Origin of the sequence: Chitinophaga sp. (assembly GCF_017745275.1) — a bacterium.
Lineage (GTDB): Bacteria > Bacteroidota > Bacteroidia > Chitinophagales > Chitinophagaceae > Chitinophaga.
Genome location: NZ_JAGHZS010000011.1, coordinates 122,562 through 144,614 on the forward strand (window position 1 = coordinate 122,562; position 22,053 = coordinate 144,614).

At 47.1% G+C, this 22,053-nt stretch carries 14 protein-coding genes; 7 read left to right on the forward strand and 7 right to left on the reverse strand.

Annotated features, from left to right (window positions below):
• Positions 1-2 precede the first annotated feature (2 nt).
• From J7623_RS29515 to J7623_RS29540, 6 genes are all read left to right on the forward strand, one after another.
• A complete protein-coding gene (locus J7623_RS29515; protein ID WP_291928198.1) occupies positions 3-1,184 on the forward strand; it encodes a FecR family protein in 1,182 nt (393 codons plus the stop codon).
• 191 nt (positions 1,185-1,375) lie between these two features.
• Positions 1,376-4,726 (forward strand): TonB-dependent receptor, encoded by a 3,351-nt coding sequence (locus J7623_RS29520; protein ID WP_291928201.1) that lies wholly within the window; start codon positions 1,376-1,378, stop codon positions 4,724-4,726.
• A gap of 17 nt (positions 4,727-4,743) precedes the next feature.
• Positions 4,744-6,327, forward strand: a complete 1,584-nt coding sequence (locus tag J7623_RS29525; protein ID WP_291928204.1) for a RagB/SusD family nutrient uptake outer membrane protein — start codon at positions 4,744-4,746, stop codon at positions 6,325-6,327.
• Between the two features lie 13 nt (positions 6,328-6,340).
• Positions 6,341-8,389: a glycoside hydrolase family 2 TIM barrel-domain containing protein gene (locus J7623_RS29530; RefSeq protein ID WP_291928207.1), complete on the forward strand. Its 2,049-nt coding sequence runs from the start codon at positions 6,341-6,343 to the stop codon at positions 8,387-8,389.
• A 9-nt stretch (positions 8,390-8,398) separates the two neighbouring features.
• Positions 8,399-9,841 (forward strand): alpha-L-fucosidase, encoded by a 1,443-nt coding sequence (locus J7623_RS29535; protein WP_291928210.1) that lies wholly within the window; start codon positions 8,399-8,401, stop codon positions 9,839-9,841.
• A 199-nt stretch (positions 9,842-10,040) separates the two neighbouring features.
• Entirely contained in the window at positions 10,041-10,889 is an 849-nt protein-coding gene (locus tag J7623_RS29540) for an NAD(P)-dependent oxidoreductase (protein WP_291928213.1), read from the forward strand.
• Between the two features lie 79 nt (positions 10,890-10,968).
• Here J7623_RS29540 and J7623_RS29545 read toward each other — a convergent pair whose 3' ends face one another.
• From J7623_RS29545 to J7623_RS29570, 6 genes are all read right to left on the reverse strand, one after another.
• Positions 10,969-12,477 carry a redoxin domain-containing protein gene (locus J7623_RS29545; protein ID WP_291928217.1) on the reverse strand — a complete coding sequence of 503 codons (1,509 nt, stop codon included), beginning with the start codon at positions 12,475-12,477 and terminating at the stop codon, positions 10,969-10,971.
• Positions 12,478-12,513: 36 nt separating this feature from the next.
• Positions 12,514-14,088, reverse strand: coding sequence for a RagB/SusD family nutrient uptake outer membrane protein (locus tag J7623_RS29550; RefSeq protein WP_291928221.1), 1,575 nt, complete (start codon positions 14,086-14,088; stop codon positions 12,514-12,516).
• A gap of 11 nt (positions 14,089-14,099) precedes the next feature.
• A complete protein-coding gene (locus J7623_RS29555) occupies positions 14,100-17,423 on the reverse strand; it encodes a TonB-dependent receptor (protein ID WP_291928224.1) in 3,324 nt (1,107 codons plus the stop codon).
• 310 nt (positions 17,424-17,733) lie between these two features.
• Complete coding sequence (locus J7623_RS29560) at positions 17,734-18,900, reverse strand: FecR family protein (RefSeq protein WP_291928227.1); 1,167 nt, start codon at positions 18,898-18,900, stop codon at positions 17,734-17,736.
• Between the two features lie 173 nt (positions 18,901-19,073).
• The gene (locus tag J7623_RS29565) at positions 19,074-19,646 is read right to left on the reverse strand and encodes an RNA polymerase sigma factor (protein ID WP_291928230.1); all 573 of its coding nucleotides are present in this window, start codon (positions 19,644-19,646) and stop codon (positions 19,074-19,076) included.
• A gap of 126 nt (positions 19,647-19,772) precedes the next feature.
• Positions 19,773-20,621 carry a protease complex subunit PrcB family protein gene (locus J7623_RS29570; protein ID WP_291928233.1) on the reverse strand — a complete coding sequence of 283 codons (849 nt, stop codon included), beginning with the start codon at positions 20,619-20,621 and terminating at the stop codon, positions 19,773-19,775.
• 159 nt (positions 20,622-20,780) lie between these two features.
• Between J7623_RS29570 and J7623_RS29575 the strand changes: the two genes are divergently transcribed.
• A complete protein-coding gene (locus tag J7623_RS29575; RefSeq protein WP_291928236.1) occupies positions 20,781-21,242 on the forward strand; it encodes a carboxypeptidase-like regulatory domain-containing protein in 462 nt (153 codons plus the stop codon).
• A gap of 3 nt (positions 21,243-21,245) precedes the next feature.
• Here the strand turns inward: J7623_RS29575 and J7623_RS29580 are convergent, their stop codons facing one another.
• A complete protein-coding gene (locus tag J7623_RS29580) occupies positions 21,246-22,031 on the reverse strand; it encodes an alpha/beta hydrolase-fold protein (protein ID WP_291928239.1) in 786 nt (261 codons plus the stop codon).
• Between the last annotated feature and the right edge of the window lie 22 nt (positions 22,032-22,053).

Sequence of the window (22,053 nt, forward strand, 5' to 3'; positions counted from 1 at the left end):
CTATGAGCAAAGAAAGGGACTGTATCGTGGAAGCAAAAGAGTATTACCGGTTTTTATTGCATCGTTATTATAACGGTACCGCCACCGCTGCGGAAGAAGAAGAATTGTTTGCTGCACTGCGCACAAACGGTGATGAAGACGCATGGACCACTCTCATCGGTGAACTTCATGCCTCCGCATTACCTGATCCGGCCTACAATCCGGCGCAGTATGAAGATGCCATCCAGGCCATTCTTCAACCTGCCGCACCCGTGCGGAAAATCAGGTCGTACCGCTGGTACTATGCTGCTGCCGCCGTATTACTGCTAATCGCCGTAGGCGGTTACTGGCTGCAACGCCCTGCTACCAAAGCTCCCGCGACTGCCATGGCCACTAATGCCCACGACATAAAACCCGGTAAAAACGGCGCTGTACTCACGCTCGGCGATGGCAGCCAGGTAGTGCTGGACAGTTTAAATAATGGCGTGATCAGCACACAGCAAGGCACCAGGTTAGTGCTGCAGAACGGGCAGCTAAGCTATGATGCCACCAGCGCAGGCACCGTCAACTATAATACAATGACCACACCACGTGGCCGCAAGTTCCAACTGCTGCTGCCCGATGGGACCCATGTATGGATGAATGCTGCCAGCTCCCTCACCTTCCCTACTGCCTTCACCGGCCCAACCAGGAGCGTAACGCTTTCGGGAGAAGCCTACTTCGAAGTAGCCGCTCAACCCAATGCACCGTTCATCGTAAAAATGAATAATGAAACAAGCGTAGAAGTACTCGGCACACATTTTAATATCAGCGCTTACCCTGATGAGGCCCACCTCAGCACTACCCTGCTGGAAGGCGCCGTACAGGTAAAAGCACAGCAACAAACCAGGCGGCTGCAACCCGGGCAGCAACTGGATATCAACGCAACCACCGGCATAGCTACCCTCAACAAACAGGTAGATACCCTCGCCGTCATCGCCTGGAAAAATGGGATCCTGAATTTCCAGGATAAAAAACTGACCACCGTCATCAGCATCATTGCCAGGTGGTATGATATTGAAGTAGTATATGAAACAACACCTCCGGATATCACCTTTGTGGGAGAAATCAACAGCGATGTAACACTCGCCACCGTACTCAATTTCCTGCGGGAATCAGGCATGCACTTCCGGCTGGAGGGTAGAAAATTAATTATCAAAGATTAAAATAAATCTAACAACCAAACAACAACATGTTATAGGAAAACAGTGAACTAATGTTCCACCAGCAACGCCAGTATACCTGTAATAAAAAAGCCGAAGGTGTTTCGACCACCTCCGGCTAAAAGATTCCAGCTATGCAAAGCAGTTGAATATTCCGGACAACTATTATTTACAAGCCAAATCAATGCAAAGCTATGCAAAAAATTGCTCTTTGTAACCAGGCCCGCTATGTACCTACACGAACAAAAGTACTGGCCAGGCACTGGTTTTCAACCAAAACGCTGTTAGTCATGAAACTGACGTTTCTATTACTTACTACCGCACTGTTACAAGTACATGCCGCCGGGTACGGACAACTCCTTACCTGGTCCGGCAAAAATGTACCGGTAGAAAAAATCTTCCCCGTTATCCGGGTACAATCCGGCTACACCGTAGTAGCCAGCAGAGAAGTATTGGAAAAAGCCAATCCTGTTACCATGAAAGTGGAAAACGCTCCTATACAGGCTTTCCTCGACCTCATGCTGAAAGGGCAACCACTGAAATATGAAATCGTGAACAAATCGATTTTCATTTCTCCCAAAACTGCAGGTAACAACAACGACAACATGGTGGCCGCACCACCCATAGATGTGAGAGGAAAAGTCTTGGATGAAGCCGGCGCTCCACTGCCGGGCGTATCGGTAAGAGTAAAAGGTACCTCCCAGGGCGCCAGCACCAGCACTGATGGTACTTACTCCCTGCACATCACCGGCGAAGGCCCGCAGGTACTGGTATTCTCCTACCTCGGCATGACAACGCAGGAAGTCACCGTTACCGGCAGCGCTACTTTCAACGTCGTGATGAAAGCCTCCGTGGAACAACAAACAGAAGTAGTGGTAGTGGGTTATGGTACGCAGAAAAGAAGTGACGTTACCGGCGCTATCGCCTCCGTACCTAAAGAACGCCTGCAGAACCTTCCTGTTACCAACGTTTTGCAATCGATTCAAGGAACTACTCCGGGCGTTAATATTGTAAGTAACAGTAGTAAGCCAGGCAGCTCTCCCGCCTTTTATTTACGCGGTCTTAAATCCATCAATGCCAGCAATGCACCATTAATTGTATTGGATGGTATCCCTTTCGCCGGTTCGTACAATGATATCAATCCAAATGATATCGCCTCCATCGACCTGCTGAAAGATGTATCTGCTTCCGCCATCTATGGCGCCAGGGGCGCGAATGGCGTGATCATGATCACCACTAAAAAAGGAAAAACAGGTAAACCCGTTATCTCCTACAATGGCTACGCCGGACCGGAATACCAGAGCAATACCGTAAAGCAAATGAACGGGGAACAATACCGCACCAAAAATCACTGGTACAATATCCAGGCCGGACGCCCCGATGCACCCGATTTACCTTACCTGACTGAACAACAAAATTTTGCCGCCGGAAAACCAGAAGTAGACTGGCTCAAAGAAATCGCACAACAGGGATACATTCATAGCCATGAACTCAGCATCTCCGGTGGCACCGACAATGTGAAATACTATCTCTCCGGTACTTATCTGAAAGAAGAAGGTACTATCAAAGGGTTTCAGTATAACCGCGCCAGCATCCGCGCCAACATTGATGCAAATGTGACACCGTGGATGAAAACAGGCGTGAACATGTTCTTCGTAAACAACAACCAGGACGGTGGTAAAGCCACCCTGTTTGATGCCAACGCACTAAGTCCTTATGGCAGCCTTTACAATGCGGCGGGCGACTATGAAGTATATCCCATTGCACCACAAACACTGTATCAGAGTCCACTCATCAACCTGTATAATCCCGGGCTGGATCGTGGTAAAAATATGACCAGCAGCGGTTATGCAGAAATAGCGCCGCCCTTCCTGAAAGGACTGAAATACCGGGTGAATGCTTCTTACTCTTTCCGTCCTAACCGCACCAGCGACTACTCCGGTCGTAAAATGGGCGATATGCAGGGAACAGCGAAAGTGTATAACGAAGAAAATAAACAGTGGATTGTAGAAAATCTCCTGACCTATAACCTGCGCGTAAAAAAACACCAGGTAGATTTCACCGCATTATACAGCGCACAACAAGACGAACAATTCACCTCACAACTGGATGCCAATACTTTTGTGAATGATAACCTCGACTTCAACAACCTGAAAGCTGCACAGGTGCAGAAAACCACTACGTCTTATACCGGCAGCGCCCTGGTATCACAGATGTTCCGCGCCAATTATAACTACGACAGCCGCTACCTCTTCACCGCTACCATCCGCCGCGATGGCTACTCCGGGTTTGGCGCCAACAACAAATATGGCGTGTTCCCTTCTGTTGCTGCCGGCTGGAATATCCAACAGGAAAAATTTATGGCAGCCATACCTACCATCTCTCAACTGAAACTGAGAGCGTCTTATGGTAAATCCGGCAACCAGGCAGTAGGAGCGTATCGTACGTTAACAAGGCTCAACACTGCTAATTACGTATATGATGGCGTAACCTCCATAGGCCTTGTTCCCAACACATTAGGCAATCCTAACCTGAAGTGGGAAACTACCGCCGGGTTAAACGTGGGTATCGACTTCGCCATTCTGCATGATCGTCTCAGTGGTAGTATTGAAGGCTATAGCACCCGCACCAGCGACCTGCTCCTCAGCAGAAAAATTCCTGCTATCAATGGCTATTCTTCTGTGTATGATAACATCGGGGAAACCGCGAACAAAGGACTGGAAATATTACTGAACAGCCGCAATATCCAGTCAGATAATTTCTCCTGGCAAACCTCCTTCAACATCTCCTTTAATAAAAATAAAGTAGTGGCCCTGTATGGTGATAATAAAGACGATATCGGCAACAACCTGTTTATTGGTAAACCAATGCTCGGTATCTACGATTATACCATGGCCGGTATCTGGCAGGTAGGCGAAGATTCAAAAATAGATCCGGGCGCAAAACCGGGTTACATCAAGTTTAAAGACCTGGATAACAACGGGAAAATAGATGCGGCCGACCGTTCTTATCTCGGTACACAATTACCAAAATATGTGGCCGGTTTAACGAATACTTTCCGCTATCAAAACTTTACGTTGAACATCTTTATACAGGATGTACATGGTGCTTTACGTCCAAACAACATCCTCGACAACAGAGACCAGGCCGGCATTATTAACCTGCCTGCAGAAATTCCTTACTGGACTTCCGACAACAAAATCAACACCAACCCGGCGTTGTTCTATACCAATCCTAAAGGATACAAATATGCACAGGATGCATCTTTCGCACGCCTGAAAGATGTGACACTCAGTTATAATTTTGATAAACACACTTTACAGCGGTATAAAATTTCGAACCTGCAGGTATATATCAGCGGCCGTAACCTCGCCACCTTTACCAAGTGGCAGGGCTATGATCCGGAAACGGCTCCTTCTACACTGGCGACTTCCGGTACTACCAAAGACCTGCGCCTGGCGAACGGGCAAGGACCTGACCAGCAGAGTTCCAATTTTTATCCGCTTAACACCACCATTATCCTGGGGGTAAATATCAGTTTATAACCTAAAAAGATATGACGATGAAAAAGAGTCTATATATATGCGGAATGCTGGCGGCAGGTGTGTTCATCACTTCGCTGTCATCCTGCAGCAAAAGCTTTCTCAACGAACAACTGAAGTCGGACTATGCACCGGCCAACACCCTGGTAGATCCACTCGGCTTCGAGGCCGCCAGCACTGGTCTTTTAAGCAATGTACGCAACGACTACGGAGATGTACAGGGACTACTGGCTACCTTTTACGTTGGCACCGATATGGCCATTACCGGGCAACCCAACACCGTGCAGGCGCCTTACGAAAACTACCAGAACCTCAATTCACAAACCGGCTCCTTAGTAAGCATCTGGAACTATGGATATAAGGTGATCAATACCGCCAATGTGATCATCGATGCGGCAAAAAATCCTGCCGCCACGCTCACACAGGCGCAGCGGGATTTTTATACGGCAGAAGCCTGCTTCTTCCGTGCCTATGCCTATAATCACCTCTCCATCCTGTTTGGTGGCGTACCGTTGATTACAGCGCCGGTATCCGTACCACGCACGGATTACACGCGGGCTACAGAAGAAGCAGTAGTCCAGCAGATCATCACTGACCTGACCTTTGCTGAAGCCCATCTCCCCGATCCGGCAGGCGTGACCAAACAAGGCCGTATCAATAAATTTGCCGCCACGCAACTGTTGGCCGAAGCTTATCTCCGCGCCAACAAACCAGCGGATGCAGAAGCTGCTGCCAAACGGGTGATCGACAGTAAATTCTTCACCCTGATCACCAACCGCTATGGCGTAAAGGCCTCCCAGCCCGGCGATCCGTTTGCCGACATGTTTACCTACGGCAATATGCGCCGCAGCCAGGGTAATACGGAAGCGATCTGGGTGCTGGAACAAAACTACAATGTCACCGGTGGCGGCTCTACCTTTGATCAGCGTCGCCGCGAATGGGGACCATTCTATGTAAACGTTTCCGGCATGAAGGTGTGCGACTCCCTCGGCGGCCGTGGCATCGGCAGAATCCGCCCCACCAACTGGTGGACATATCAACTGTACGAACAAAATGATATGCGTAACTCTTCGTACAATATCCGTCGCAATTACTACTATAATGACCCGGCTTCTCCTAAATACGGTCAACCGGTAGTGGTAAGCGGCTTTGATACTATACAGAATATTTACGCACACACCACCAAATGGTACGAATTTCAGCCACAGGATATCCAGGGTGCACAATCGTACAAAGACCGTATACAAATGCGCCTCGGTGAAACCTATCTCCTGATGGCAGAAGCACAGCTTATGCAGGGCCGTCCCGGCGATGCAGCCACCAGTATCAATGTGATCCGTAGCCGCGCCAAAGCTACTCCTGTACTGGCCGCCGACGTGACCATGGATTATATTCTCGATGAAAGAGCCAGGGAACTCACCGCGGAAGAACTGCGCCGCCTCACGTTGATCCGTACACGAAAACTGGTAGAACGCGTGAAAAAATACAACCCGAAAGTAGCGCCTACCATTAGCGACTTCAACATACATTTGCCTATTCCTCAATCGGAAATAGATGTGAACAAAGACGCCGTACTGCAACAGAACGACGGATACGGTAAATAATCAGCGCTGAACAATGAATAAATATATCACTCTCACATTCCTTTCTGTACTCCTGTTTTTACAGGGGTACGGACAGGAAGGAAGACAAGTCATCGCCTTCAACGATGGATGGACGTTCAGAAAAGGTACGCTCACCGCACCTGCTAATGCCACAGATACGGCCTGGACAAATGTGACAATACCGCATACCTGGAACAACAAAGACATGCAGGAAGGAAAAAATTTCTATGCCGGCGATGGCTGTTACAAAAAAGTATTTACCGTAGCCACTGCACTGAAAGGAAAGAGATTATTTCTTCGCTTCGATGGCGTAGGCTCCGTAGCGACCCTCTATGTGAACAATCGCTTAATCGGCGAGCACAAAGGCTCTTATGCCGCCTTCTGCTTTGAAATTACACACTCTGTGAAGTATGGGGAAGCCAACACAATTGTGCTCAAAGCCAACAACCAGGCAAGAGAAGATGTGCTGCCCGTCAACAATTTTCTCTTCGGCATTTTCGGCGGTATTTATCGGCCGGTAAACCTGCTGGTTACAAATGATATCAATATCACCACTACCGACTACGCCTCCCCCGGGCTGGCCATCACCCAGGATAATGTCAGCGACAAAAGTGCCGATATTCACGTAGTGGCCAAAATTGAAAACAAGCAACCACATCATACTAACGTACAGGTACAAACGGAAATTAAAGACCGGCAAGGAAAGCGTGTAGCTGTTACCGTTAAAGACGTAACGCTCAGTCCACAAGGTATCAACATCATCCGGCAGGACTTACCGGTAGCCCGCCCACACCGCTGGAACGGCGTAAAGGATCCGTATTTGTATTCCCTCACCACAACCGTGATATCCAAAGGACAAACACTGGATGCGGTAACGCAGCCACTGGGCATTCGCCGGTTTGAAGTGATCCCTGGCAAAGGTTTCTTCCTGAACGGACAACCTTATGCCATGCACGGCGTTACCCGTCACCAGGAATGGCAGGACTGCGGCAATGCGCTCACAAATGAACAACACAAAACAGACCTGGACCTGATCCGCGAAATAGGTGCCACCACCATCCGGTTTGCCCACTACCAGCAATCAGCATACCTCTATTCCCAATGTGATACCATGGGTTTTGTGATCTGGGCAGAGATACCTTTTGTGAACAACTTCTCCGGAAAAGAAAGTGAAAATGCCCGGCAGCAACTCACAGAGCTGATCCGGCAAAACCGCAACCACCCTGCTATTTACGTATGGGGCATGCACAATGAAGTTTATTCCAAAACACCAGACGAACATGTAGCCGTATTAACCCGGCAACTGAATGACCTGGCGAAAACAGAAGACCCCGACCGTTATACCGTGGCTGTTAGTGGTTATGGAGAGATGAACCGCCCGGCAAACCTGGCGGCCGATATACAAGGCATGAACCGCTACTTCGGCTGGTATGAAGGTAAAATAGATGATATCGAACCCTGGGTAAACGCACTGGAGAGGAACTATCCCGACTATAAACTGATGCTGACCGAATACGGTGCAGATGGCAATATCAATCAACATACCGATAGCCTCAGCACCAACTTCGATCCCGTAAGTGGGCAGTTCTTCCCGGAAACCTATCAAACCGCCACACACGTGAAACAGTGGTCGGTAATAGAAAAACACCCTTATATTGCCGCTTCCTATTTATGGAATATGTTTGAATTTGCCGTGCCCATGTGGAACCGTGGTGGCGTTAATGCCCGGAACCTGAAAGGGTTGATCACCTACGACCGCCAGCAAAAAAAGGACGCTTTCTACTGGTATAAAGCCAACTGGAACCCGGCACCCATGATCTACATTGCGGAACGCCGCAATAATACCCACCGCCCGGCAACTGTAAACGTGGAAGTATTCAGCAACCTGGAGAACATCACGCTGACGGTTAACGGCAACAAGCCTGTAACCGGCCACCATGGCGCCAATAAACGGGACTTTATTTTTGACAACATCTCCCTGCAAACAGGTGTTAATACCCTGCAGGCATCGGGCATTCATAACGGTAAAGCATATACCGACACCATTACCTGGACGCATTAACTGATCAACATGAAGAAACTTTGTATGGCTGCTGCCAGCGCATTGCTGTTGTTACAATTACAGGGACAGGCACAAACCACTGCTCCCGCAAAAGACACCATTCCATTGGTGCATGGCGCGCATCGCACCGGTAACAGAACAGATCCTGATATGGCGCGCTGGCGGTCGCTCCGCCTCGGGCAGTTTATTCACTGGGGCCTCTACGCTATCCCCGGCGGCGAATGGAATGGAAAAACCTATAACGGCGCAGCAGAATGGATCCGCTCCTGGAAAGAAATGCCACAAGCGGATTATGATAACCTGTATAAACAGTTTAACCCGGTCAACTACCATCCCGAACAATGGGCGCAGCAAGCGAAAGACATGGGGGCCGGTTACATGATCATCACCACCAAACATCATGATGGCTTCTGCTTATGGCCCAGTAAGTATACCCGCTACACGGTAGCCGCATCGCCCTGGAAAAAAGATATCATTGGCCCCATGGTGGATGCGTATAATAAACAGGGCATCGATGTATATCTTTACTTTTCTATCATCGACTGGAATCATCCGGACTGGCGTACTTCGCTGAAAACGCCGGCAGACAGCGCAGCTTACAATCGCTTTAAGGTTTTTGTAAAGCACCAGTTACAGGAGTTATTAGTAAGATATCCAACAATTAAAGGCTTCTGGTTCGACGGTACCTGGGACAATTCCTGGAAGAACGACGGCGCTTTCTCTGATGAGCTGGAACAATACCTGCAAAAAATTCATCCCGGGTTGATTATCGGCAGCCGCTTACGCGCCGATGAAAAAGGTGCACGACACTTTGATAGCAACGGCCGCCTGATGGGTGATTACGAACAGGGCTGGGAACGCAAACTCCCCACACAGTTCGCAGACATACACGGCAACGATTGGGAAGGCGTAATGACCATCCCCGAAAATCAATGGGGCTATTGCGCCAAATGGGCCGGGCATATCAAAACATCGAACGAGTTAATTGAGATGCTGGTGAAGTCCACTTCCCTGGGCGGGAACTTCGTGATCAACTTCGGTCCTAAAAGCGACGGCACTTTCCGCACAGAAGAAGTACAACGCATGCAGGAAATTGGTCAGTGGATGAAAGTAAATGGAACGGCTATACGCGGCGGCACTTATGCCGGATTCGACAAACAGGATTGGGGATACTATATCCGCAAAGCCAATACCGACAGTATTTTCATGGTAGTATGCAATGTACCGGTATCCGGTAGCTTACGGGTAAAACTACCTGCCAGCACTACACTCACGCAAGCCAGTTATCTTGAAAATCCGGGTATAACACTTACCCCGGAAATGATCGGCGCACATGAATACTTCCTGCACCTGGATCCTCAAAAAAATTATCAGACACCGGTAGTCATCCTGCTAAATACCAGCAATAGTACCGCAGTGGATAATGGTCGTTTCGAAAAAGCGAAAACCTAGCGATTTGTTGTCTTGTCCGAAATTATACTGATTAACCTGATTCCCTGATCATCTTTTTAATCAAAAAATAACCATCAGTTTAATCAGTATAAAACAAAAAACCAACAATACACACCGGCAGCCCATGAGGCTGCCGGTGTCATTTTCATCCAATTCCGTTGCTCAACTTTTCCCTACCTTCGAAAAAAAATTCAAGGTTATGATAGCATTCTTAGGCATGGGCCTTCTGGGATCAAATTTCGTGAGGGCGCTTATCAGCAATGGAGAAACGGTACAAGTATGGAACCGCACCACTTCAAAAGCCACCGCGCTGGAACAATATGGCGCTAAAGCTTTTAGCGATGTGGCAGCCGCCGTAAAGGGAGCCGATCGCATACACATCACACTCAAAGATGATCAATCCGTAGATGAAGTACTGGCCGCCGCTGCTGCCGGTCTCACTCCCGGTGCCATCATCATTGATCATACCACTACCTCTGTGGATGGCGCCATTCAACGTACAAAAGACTGGGGCACCCGCGGATTTACTTATGTACACGCCCCTGTATTCATGGGTCCGCCCAATGCACTGGAAAGTACCGGATACATGCTGGTTTCAGGCGATCAGGCAGTCATCAGCAGCATCTCACCGGCGCTTGGTAAAATGACCGGTAGACTGATTAACCTGGGTGAGGTAACCGGCAAAGCCGCTGGTATCAAGTTGGTTGGTAACAGCTTCCTGGTAGGATTAACGGCCAGTTTGTCTGATACCTTGTCACTCGCCAAAGCATTGAATATTCACAACAATGAAGTAGCAGGCTTACTGGAAATCTGGAACCCCGGTGCGGGCATCAACAACAGGCTGAAGCGCATGACCAGCGGCGATTACAGCAACCCTTCCTGGGAACTGAACATGGCACGGAAAGATACCCAGCTGTTTATAGATGCGGTAGACAAAAAAAATGGTCACCTGGCCGTATTACCAGCTATTGCGGAAGAAATGGATCGGTGGATTGCGAAAGGACATGGTAATGAAGACTGGGTAGTGATTGGGAAAGATGCCATTTGAGGAAAATAATGACATAAAAAGTAAAGGCTGTCTCCATAGTTTGGGACAGCCTTTGTAATGATTATTTATTCATCGGTACTTACGTGTTCTTATCCAGCAAGAGGTTAATCATGTCCTGCAACATCAGTTGTGCTTCCGGCGTTTGAATCATAAAATTGGAGAAGATAATTCTTCCCTCCTGGTCTATCAGGAAATTGCTTGGCGCTCCTCTTACCGGCAGGTTTGTGCGGGCGGTTTCTTTGTCCCGCAACGGGGTAAAGGTATACTTGCTGGATTTTAGAAATGGAATAACATATTCATCCTGCTCTGCCAGGATATTCACTCCTATATAATTGACGTTATCCCGGTTGAAGTGTTTCAACACTTCTTCGAAGTGTGGGAATTCGCCCCTGCAGGGGCCGCAGCCAGGAAACCAGAAAGTAAGCAGCACTACTTTTCCGCTGTAGTCCTTCATGGTTTTCTTACCGGGCTCCATATAGGCGTCGAAAGAGAAGATGGCAGGTTTGGAAGTATTAAGTAACCTGGATTTAATATCTTTTTCAATGGCTTCGTTTGTTTTACCGGCTTGCCGACCGTAGCTGTATAGCGGTTCTTTCATCACACGGGCCGGCTCTTTAAGGTAATACTTCATCAGCGTATCATATCCCTGCTGCGGGCTTACAGCTGCTGCAGCTCTGGCTTTCGCCAATGCTACAATACCAATGGTGGGCCCCCAGCGCTTGGCTTTCAGGCTGCCAAGCAATGTGATAGCGGCTGCGGTGTTACCCGCCTTTAGCAATTCATCTGCTTTTATCAACTGTTCCGCCATTAATTTACTTTTAGTAAACTCATCTTTTGTGGAAGCTTCAATGCCAGGTGTAGCTGCCAGTTCTCCCGCCAATGCCGCTGCTTTTCCGGGGTTATCGCCTAGCAGTGCATCAAAGTAATCACTCATCCCTGACGTGCCCCAATTTGATTTATTGATGGGATAATGCTGCTTCATATCTTCATAAATGGCTACTTTCTCCTTAAAGTCTATAGTGCGCAAAGCTTTCCAGTAAAGCGCCTGGGCGCCACGGTCACTTTCCGGGAATTTGGTTCTCAACTCCTTCAACAATGCAGCATATTTAACCGGATCTTTGGTTTCAAAATGATACATGTAACTAAACAGGTAGTCCGGGTTATCAGGGCTTGCCTCATAAGCCTTCCGCTGAAATTCAGACGCCTGATCAAACTCACCCCATCTTTCCGCATCAATAGACAGTTCTGCATAAGCGGCTGATAGTTTAGGATTGAGGGCTACCGCCTTCAACAGGTAGGGACGGGCAGCCGGGCTTTCCTGGTTAGTATATAAAGTTCCTATTCCGTAGTAGATACCAGCGGACCTGGGATACTTTTTCATCCAGGTTTTATAATGATGCAGCCGGAGTGTGGTGTCGCGGTACAGTGATTGATTAAATTCATCAATAGCAGCAATATTATCAGGTTGCCTGTTAATCACTGCCACCAGGCTATCCACTTTCTTTTGATTGACCTGCTGCGCCGCAGTTATACATGGAATAGCCAGCAATGTCATTGCAATCGCCGTATTTCTGGAATAAAGTTTCATGACTGATTATTTAGGATGAATATTTTTTAAGACCAATCACCAGCCCTGGTTTTGTTCAGGCACTTTACCAGCCGGGTATTTTTGCAGCTGGGATTGGGGAATCGGGAAATAATACATTTTGTCGCTCCAATAACGCTGTTCCAGCGGAACCGTTTTGTAACTGCGTATACCATTGGTTTCGCTGATCTGCACGGCCTTAATAGCTGCGCCTATCATAGTGGCGCCGGTACCCCAGCGACGGATATCATTGAACCGTTGTCCTTCAAAAGCCAGTTCTACGGTGCGTTCACGCACGTAACTATCCCAGGTGAGTTGCCCGGATGGTATCACGGGCATGCCTGCACGCTGACGCAACAGGTTGATATACGTACGGGCTTCTTCCGGGTTGCCAAGCTTCAATTGGCATTCGGCGTAGTTGAGATATATTTCCCCTAAACGCAGCATGATACAGTTTTGATAATTACTGTTAGTTCCATTGAAGATGTATTTCGGATTAAGGAACTTCCGCAACATGTAACCTGTAATGGCGGTGCTGTAAGTAGCCGGATTATACTTTGATCCGAGTTTCAGGTCCATGGTTTCATTAATCCAGTTGGTGCCGTCATAAATTATACTGGCATGAAAACGCGGGTCTCTATTGGCATATGGGTGCGCCGGGTCAAATTTAGGCGATTGATTCCAGGACAGCCCATCTATCATCAGGTACTGATCTACCATATTCTGGGTCGGACAATCTACCAGGCTACTGAATCCTGTAAAAAAAGCAGCGTTATCGTATGCATCCAGCGAATGTACCTGGCCACTCAAATCGCCTGCAAACTCTTTATTGAAGATCACTTCCTGGTTGTCGTCGTTTTCAGGATAGAACATGGATTCGTAGTCCGGGAACAGGCTATAACCTCCTTTATCTATCACTTCCTTTGCAACAGTTGCAGCTCCCTGGTAGTCCTTCTGGTTCAGTAGCAGCCTGCATTTCATGCCTAATGCAGCATACCTGGTAGCACGGCCCGCTTCCGTTTTGGGATAAGCAGCAGGTAATAAGGCTGCCGCCTGGTTAAGATCATCCAGCATCAGCTTTACGCAATCTTCCGAAGTACCTCTCGGCACAGTAAGGTCATCTGTGAGTGACAATACTTTTGTTATAATTGGGAAGCGACCAAAAATGGAGTAGAGATCCATATAATGCAAGGCGCGCAGGAAAAGCATTTCACCTTTTATCTGTTGTTTCCCGGCGTCACTGAGTGGCATATCCGGCAGGTGTTCCAGCACATTATTACAGTTCCTGACCATGGTATAAGTATTAGTCCATACATCATCATAAATACCGGTAGATGCCGTGTATTGCCCGGTATTGATAAGGTTGGATGCAAGAAAAGATCTTGCTGACTTACCTTCGTCGGTAATATCCATGGGCATCCAATTGCCGGCATCATCATAAATACTATGAATACCGTCATATGATTCCAGCACCACACGGCTGATAAGTGCGCTGTCTTTCCAGATGTTACTATCGCTATAAAGATTCAGTGGACCTTTGTTCAAGGCCTCCTTGTTGCAGGCAACCACCCCCATTATAAGTGTTCCCGTTATATAGGCAATCATTTTTTTCATGTCAGTTCAGATTAGAATTGCAAAGAAATACCGGCTGTATACGACTTCATCAACGGGTCACGTACCTCTCCTGCACTTTCCGGGTCAAACAGTTTGAAGTGAGTAAACGTGTATACATTGTTGGCGGTCAGGAAAATTCGCAGGGAATTGGCGTGAATAGGCTTTAAGATGCTTTGTGGCAAGGCATACACCAACTCAATATTTTTTACACGCAGGTAGGCAGTGTTGCGCAGCCAATAATCGGAATCTTCCTGGTTGTTCTGGTTATTGTACCACAAGCGAGGCCAGGACGCACCTGGATTTTCAGGGGTCCATCTGTCAAGCTTGGCGGTTGTTGCCGGTAAACTGTTGTAAGCATAGCCTTTAACATTTCCTGCGCCCTGGAGGAGTATATTTAGTTCCAGCCCATTATATTTTGCGCCGAAACGAACACCATACTGAATTTTTGGAAAAAGTTCAGCCCCGATCAATACACGGTCTGCCGCCGTAATCTTGCCATCGCCATCTATGTCTTTATAGCGTATGTCGCCTGCCTTTGTATCCGGGTACAGCGGTGTGGGTCCTTTTGCAACTTCATCGTCCGACTGGTAAAGCCCATCAGAAGCATATCCCAGCCCATGCTGGCCCACAGTGTTATAGAAATAACCGATAGATTTTCCACTTACTTTTTGCCAGCCAGGAATGCTTTGGGATTCGGGATAATGTATCACTTTGTTTTTTGCAAATGTGATATTCGGTGATACATAGTAACTGAATTTGCCAAAACGCATGGTATGTGTCAGGTTGAGTTCTATTCCTCTTGTGTCTACAATACCATCGTTGGTAGGCGGCAGCCCGATACCGATGACGGAAGGTACCTGTGCTGCAGGCGGAGCCAGGATATCCTGGGTACGTTTATAGAAATAATCCGCTTCTATGGTCAGCAGGTCGCCCTTAACATGCATTTCCAGGCCTGCATTGGAAATATTGGCACGTTCCCAGGTAAACACCGGGTTGGGTAATACGCTGGGGCTAAGTGTCTGGTAATAGGTGGGCGATGCGCCTCCCAGCGAATAACCTGGCGTGCTGCCAAGATTATAGGTAGTCAGGAATTGATAAGGATCCACCCGGTCATTACCCAACTGTCCCCAGGAAGCACGTAGTTTAAGGAAATCGATCTTATCTGCCACTCCCCGCATGAAAGGTTCATCTGATATTACCCAACCTGCAGAGAAAGAAGGAAAGAATCCAAAGCGATGATCTGGTGGAAAGATATCAGATCCATCGTAACGGAAGTTGAACTGGAACAGGTAGCGGGTATCGAAATTATAATTCAGTCGTCCTACCAGGCCTCTCCTGGCGTTCTGCTTAGCGGAGCCGGTATTAGTAACCCTTGTTGGGTCGCCAAGACTCAGTTCTGACAAACTTGAAGAGACAAATCCATTCCGCTGGGTATTGAAATTATCAGATTTCCCATTTGTTTGCGTGTACAACAAGGTACCGGATACCCGGTGTTTACCGAAGTCGTTATCGTACTGCAAACCGCCTTCCAGCGTAACGCTCTGCGTTTGTGTAAAGTATTCCCTCAGGAAGGGTTCCGTTGGATAAGCTGCCACTTTTGTATAACTGCCGGCGGAACTGATGGAGTACATATCGAACGGCGTGGCAAAGCGTTTACCAAAAGTATAGAGTTTATCGTAGGCTGCATTCCCTTTCAGAGACAGGCCTTTAATAAAAGGCAGATCATACTGCAAGGTAGCTACAGAGTTAAAGATATTGGTATTGGTAAACCAATAACCGGATTTCCCGATAGACTGCTGGTAAGCATTGCCACGTTGTTCCGGTACATAGGCGTATAACCCGTTGGAGAACCTGTTTACACGGGTAGGTGGTGTGCCATAGAGATTCTCGATTACATATTCTGTACTGTAAACTGCTTCCCCGTCTGTATTAGCGAATGAACCGTTGACATTCAGGGATACTTTCAGATCACGCGTGATGCTTGCATCCAGGTTGCTACGCAGATTGTATCGTTTGTAGCCTTCAACGTTTACCAGGCCGTTGTTTTTCGTATAGCCACCGGAAAGGTAATAGCGTACCTTTTCTGCGCCACCGGAAATAGCCAGGTTGTAGTTCTGCTGCCAGAGAGATTTTGCAAGAATTTCATCCACCCAGTTTGTATTAGGGTAGTGATCAGGATCAGTACCATCTTTATATTTTTGCAGCATCTCATCAGAGAAGCCCATTCCCTGGCCTGGATTAAAAACATCTTCATTCTTCAGCGCCTCATTGTACAGCCTGGCGTAGTCATATGAATTCATTTGTTTGTAATACTGGGTGGGGCGCTGGTTAATGGCATTCGCGGTAAATGTAATAGTGGATTTGCCCAGGCTTCCTTTTTTAGTAGTAATCAATATTACCCCATTTGCCGCACGCGCTCCATATACTGATATGGCAGATGCATCTTTCAACACGGAGATGGTGGCTATGTCGTTCGCATTCAGGTCATCCAATCTTCTGTCTGGTATACCATCGATCACCACCAGCGGAGTAGAGTTGTTAAAGGTGCTGAGACCGCGTACAAACAGGGTGCTGCCGGCACCGGGTGCGCCACCGGATTTCAGTGTATACAGCCCGGGCAACTGGCCTGAGAGCATGTCTGACACCGCAGCACTGGCGTGATTCTGCATCAGCTCTTCTGATTTCAGCGTAGCCATGGATTCTGTTTTAACCCGCTGCGTAGTAGTACCATAACCAACAACAACCGAAGCATTCAGCTCCTGGAGTTCAGGTTTCAGGGCTATCCGCAGTGTTACTACACCTCTGTCCACACGCAGGTTTTGCCGGTAACTGCCATATCCAATAAAGCTGACGGTAAGCTGGTATTCGCCGGGGGGGAGGTTTTTAAAACTGAATGAACCATCTTCCACGGTAACGGTACCTTTATTGAAAGGCCGGATAGCAACAGTGGCACCAAGAATTGGTTTTCCATGTTCATCCACCACCACCCCATTAATGCCGCCATTTACGATTGGTACAACAAAAACAGTATTGGCAGGCGATTGCCCGATGGTGACCAATTTGTGTTCCTCATCAATGTACCAGGTAAGTGGTTGTCCTTCCATTATAACCGCCATCGCTTTTTTGAGCGATATTTTCTGCAGACTGGAAGTTACCGGCAGTGCAGCTTTTAGCTGCTGTGCATCATAAAAGAAATGGTAATTGCTTTGCTTTTTAATGTTGGCGAGCACCTGTTCCAGGGGTGCCTCTTTAACGGATATGGAAATATCCTGTGACAGACTCTTAGCGCTCACATGCAAACACATTACCAGGATCAGGAAGAAATTGATCTTCATAATGAGCATTGTTTTTTTTAGTAGGGAACGGGCAAAAAAATGCCGGCAGCAATTTGTTAATTGCATAAATTTGTGTTGTTTGGGTGAAGAGATAAGCGTTCTTGGTCGGATGACTATCGATGAACCCGAATAAATGGACAGAAGCGTTGCAACCGCTTCTGTTTTTGTTTTTTAAGCGTTGCCTGGTTGTTTAGGTGCTGTTTTTTTTCATAATAGCAAATGGTTGATTTTTGATTGATGTTATTTTGGTTGGTATACGATTTAGCATTGGTTGGCTGTAACAGTATCGCTGTGCGTTGGCAGTGATTTCCTAGTCAGTGATAGTTACTGTTCTCCCTTTGATAGCATAATTAATTCCACTATGTTTTAAAATACTCATGGCTTCTTCCAGTGTTACATTCATGGGTATTTCTCCGACGAATTGATGTGATTTGGTTTTAGTTTCAATAACAATATTTATATCATACCATCGTTCGAGCTGCCTCATGACGGCGTCAATATTTGCTTTATTAAAAGAAAAGTACCCGTTTTTCCAGGCTATAGCCGCATCAGTGTCCGCACTTTGCAATACCTGCCAACTGTTGCTGTTATGCTGCAATTGTTGACCTGGGAGCAGTACGGCTGATTTACCACCGGCACTTACTTTTACTTTTCCTGTAATCAACGTGGTACTGATCATTGCTTCATCTTCATAACCGCTGACGTTGAAGCTGGTGCCCAATACCTGCACCCGTTGGTTCCTGGTGTTTACAACAAATGGATGATCGGCCGCAGCTGCTATTTCAAAGTAAGCTTCTCCTGAGAGTGTTACGGTTCTCTCCCTGCTGTTGAAAGCAGAAGGGAATGTAAGTTCACTCATAGCATTCATCCACACTTTCGTACCATCCGGAAGTATAATACTATATTGTCTGCCCTTAGGTGTGATCAACGTATTGAGCATTTGCTCACTACTATTGGCGACTCCTTTGAAGGCCAGCAGTTCACTATCCAGTTTCACAATCGTCATACTGCCTTGTTGAGACACTATGCCATTGCTGGCATCGGACAGCACAATTGTTTTGCCGTTGCTCATCCGCAGAATAGGTTTATTGGCAGCCGGCATAATCGCTGCCACCGGTTCCTTCACCGTTGATACGGGCTGATGTCTGCTCAGCCAAAAACCTCCCGCCGCCACCATTACAGCAACAGCCGCCGCATATTTCCACCAGTTACCGAAGCCTCTTTCCGCGGCCTGTTCTATTGGTATTACCCTACCGGTGGCGGATCCATCAGCACTTAATACCCGCTGCAGTACCGGTTCCCACTGTTGCGGATCAACGCCTTCCCCGATGAGAGCATCCGTATTTTTTTGCATTTCCAGGTTAAACACTTCACGGTTAGCTTCATTTAAAAAGAACGCATGCAGTTCTTTTTCTTCTTCCTCCGTGAGCACTGTTTCCTGACTCTTTTTTATCAAAAAGAATATTCGCTCTTGCATATATGGTTTTCAAAACTAATAGATAGAATTACAGGTACGCTTTACTGCGTTGTATAGGTAAGAATGTAAAAAAGGGAAATGGTACCTATGGGATAAAAAAAAATTTTGAAGAAAATGGAAAAGGAGTTGCTAAAAACAGGGAAACCAATGAAAGGTTTATGGGGTGAGATCGTTTACAGGAAAGGAATTGACTTCCCCGCTGCCTGCAGGAACTGCCTGATATTATTGAGTGCGGCGCTTAAAGTATTTTTCACGTAACTCTGCGACAACTGTAGTTTATCTGCTATTTCCTGTGTTTTGAGGCCTTGCTCCCTGCTCATCAGGTATATTTTCCGGCGTTGGGGAGGAAGCAGTGCTATTGCTTCTTTGATGAGATGAAGGGTTTCTCTGCTGGCAACCAGTTCTTCCACCTGGTTAGTTGTTGCTTCCGGCAAAGTATCAGGAAGGGCCGTCGTCATACGGGCGGCTGCCTGCTTATGAAACCAGGTAAAGCATTCATTGCTGGCCACGCGCATGATCCATGCCTGGAGATTTTCAATGCCGGGTAATTTATCCCGGCTGATCCAGATACGGATAAACGTTTCCTGGACTACCTCTTCCACGCTATCGGGGTCCCTTATAACTTTCTTCACATAGGGAGTCAGCCATGGAAGCACCGCAAAAAACAATTGCCTGAATGCGTCCCCATCACCTTCCGCTATATTAACAAGTGTTGTTTTATCAATATAAAACCTGGTACTATCCAATATTCCTCCTTTAGTCTGGTGCTAATTTAATAAAAGAGGGTCGATTTTTCCTTTTATGTCTAATAATAAATAGGGCATCTCAAATACTTTTGAGACGCCCTATTGATGTTATACTAACCAAAAAAATTAATCTGCTTTCAGGGTTACCTGGTAATCACTGCCCACAAACGTTTCCGCTTTAGGTTCGGTAATCACCTGGATATTCATGCTACCCGGAGCCGGTGAAGTGAGCTTATAATGAATAATCGCCTGGTGATCTGAAGTAAAATCAATACGGGTTACCTGTAACACGTAACCGCCGGTAGGCTTTTGGCCTGCAGACAATACCACACTGTTTACGTGATCGTTCACAGGGGTAGTGGTAAAGCTCACAGTACCTTCCGGTGCCGGTGTATTGCCGGCATTTCCTTTAATGGACTGCACAAAAGCGGCTGCTTTTTTTACCATAGCAGTTGCTTCTGATTTAGTGATATATGCTTTAGGGCGGAAATTACCATTTTCCAGCGCCACTACCTTAGATTTAATGAGAGATTGAACCGCATTCAGGCTGTTGCCGGAGAAAGATTTTTCATCTTTCACATTAATCCACATCATGTTTTCCGCGTATGGACCGGTATGTTGAATAGCCTCATACAGTGCCAGCGCAAATTGTTCCCGGGTGGCCGGTGCTTCCGGGTTCAGATCACGGCCGGATTCAATCCCGTTATTACCGGCAATAATGAGCGACTCCGCATAAGGTGCTTTGTCGTTGGCCTTCTTAAAATAATCGCTGGCCTTAGGCGCTTTGATAAAGCGGATATTGTCGATGTTCAGGCCCAGGCCTTTTACAATCAGGTCAATACCACTACCAAAAGAAATACGTGTTTGAGGTTTTGGGGCAACAAATTCCGTTACAGGCTTGTCTTTGCTGTAAAGGTCCTGGGATGACAGGGTCAGGAGGAATACCGGTAATGCTACGGCCGTGTATAGTTTCATAATAAGCAGGTTTTAATCAATGCACCGAAATTAGGCATTTATGAGAGGTTTTTAAAAAACCTCTGATTAATAAGACAACGTTCATGCCATCATATCCCTCCATTGTTATTAAAAAAACTTATATTTAATAATATCCCGTTATCTACTATGACGACTGCCATGAAGAAAAGAACATTATCCACTCCTGCCCCCTTATACGGAGTTGTTATTGCCCTGGCCATATGGGGATTGAGTTTTACCCCGGCACATGGCTATTCGATAATGCCCACCATAAAGCCGGATACTTTGGTGATAAAAGGCATCGTTCAATACGTAAACGACCGTACGAAAACAATGGATGCCCTCCCTGGCACCGCCATCATGATAAAAGGTACGCGCATTGGTGTGGCATCGAATGAAAATGGGAATTTTCAACTTCGTGATGCCTCTGACCGGGATAGCCTTACATTAGTACTGTCTCATGTCGGATTTTTTATCAAAGAGATTTCCGTCATTAACCGGCACAGCGGAAATGAAGAGAACCTCGGAAGTATTGTGATGAAAATACAGCCATTGAAGAATGACTGCACTTTACTCATTCATCTCCCCAAAGGAAAAAAAACGGATAAAAAACAACACTAACCCTTACTTCTTCTCCGCATTCAACACCTGTAATGCTTTATACGCCGCATTATGCAAAATAGTGAGGTGGTTTTCTGCGGGCATAGGCAAAAACGTCACCGCCGCCTTTGCCGCCTGCAACTTTGTTGCCAGTGCTTTTGCATCGTCCTCCATTTTTTTGCCTTCTGTGCCCACAGCAATAAAAACCTGGGCATTGCCAAAAGGAGGTTTTACTTTGGTCAGCAACGATTCGTTGTCCCACCATAAACTTGGGCTGATAATCACATACCGGCTGAATAACTGCGGACGTTCAGCCAACACCGTAGTCGCCAGCAAACCGCCTAAGGATTGCCCGATCAGCGTAGTGGTATCATTGGTCCGGAAATGTTGCTTTACATAAGGCTGCAGCTCTTTCTCCAGGAAACGGATAAATGGCGCAGAATGCCCGGTAGTAGGATAGGCTTTCCTATCTGCTTCAATGGTAGTAGGAAAGGTGAAATCACGCTTACGGTCTACGTTCGCGATCCCCACCACCACGGTAGGCGGCATTTGTTCGATCATGGTTAAAAACTGTACCAGTCCTACCATGTGTAGAAAATCTTCATTGGCCGATCCATCCAGCAGGTAAATCACCGGGTACTTCTGTTGGGTATTTTGTTGATATCCCTCCGGGAGATAGATATTCAGTGTGCGTGTTTCGTTGAGTTCATTGGACCGGAGCTGCTGTACCTCTCCAATAGTGAATGGTGTGGTTTGTGCATGTGCGGTGCTGACGAGTAAGATGCCAAACAAGAAGAATAACAGGCGCATTTTTTTCTTTCAAACTTACACA

Bases quoted from the DNA above. Each gene is read 5' to 3' on its own strand.
- J7623_RS29520 (WP_291928201.1), top strand. From the start codon at position 1,376: ATGCAAAAAATTGCTCTTTGTAACCAGGCCCGCTATGTACCTACACGA.
- J7623_RS29515 (WP_291928198.1), top strand. From the start codon at position 3: ATGAGCAAAGAAAGGGACTGTATCGTGGAAGCAAAAGAGTATTACCGG.
- J7623_RS29580 (WP_291928239.1), bottom strand. From the start codon at position 22,031: ATGCGCCTGTTATTCTTCTTGTTTGGCATCTTACTCGTCAGCACCGCA.
- J7623_RS29540 (WP_291928213.1), top strand. From the start codon at position 10,041: ATGATAGCATTCTTAGGCATGGGCCTTCTGGGATCAAATTTCGTGAGG.
- J7623_RS29530 (WP_291928207.1), top strand. From the start codon at position 6,341: ATGAATAAATATATCACTCTCACATTCCTTTCTGTACTCCTGTTTTTA.
- J7623_RS29545 (WP_291928217.1), bottom strand. From the start codon at position 12,477: ATGAAACTTTATTCCAGAAATACGGCGATTGCAATGACATTGCTGGCT.
- J7623_RS29555 (WP_291928224.1), bottom strand. From the start codon at position 17,423: ATGAAGATCAATTTCTTCCTGATCCTGGTAATGTGTTTGCATGTGAGC.
- J7623_RS29525 (WP_291928204.1), top strand. From the start codon at position 4,744: ATGAAAAAGAGTCTATATATATGCGGAATGCTGGCGGCAGGTGTGTTC.
- J7623_RS29550 (WP_291928221.1), bottom strand. From the start codon at position 14,088: ATGAAAAAAATGATTGCCTATATAACGGGAACACTTATAATGGGGGTG.
- J7623_RS29570 (WP_291928233.1), bottom strand. From the start codon at position 20,621: ATGAAACTATACACGGCCGTAGCATTACCGGTATTCCTCCTGACCCTG.
- J7623_RS29535 (WP_291928210.1), top strand. From the start codon at position 8,399: ATGAAGAAACTTTGTATGGCTGCTGCCAGCGCATTGCTGTTGTTACAA.
- J7623_RS29560 (WP_291928227.1), bottom strand. From the start codon at position 18,900: ATGCAAGAGCGAATATTCTTTTTGATAAAAAAGAGTCAGGAAACAGTG.
- J7623_RS29575 (WP_291928236.1), top strand. From the start codon at position 20,781: ATGAAGAAAAGAACATTATCCACTCCTGCCCCCTTATACGGAGTTGTT.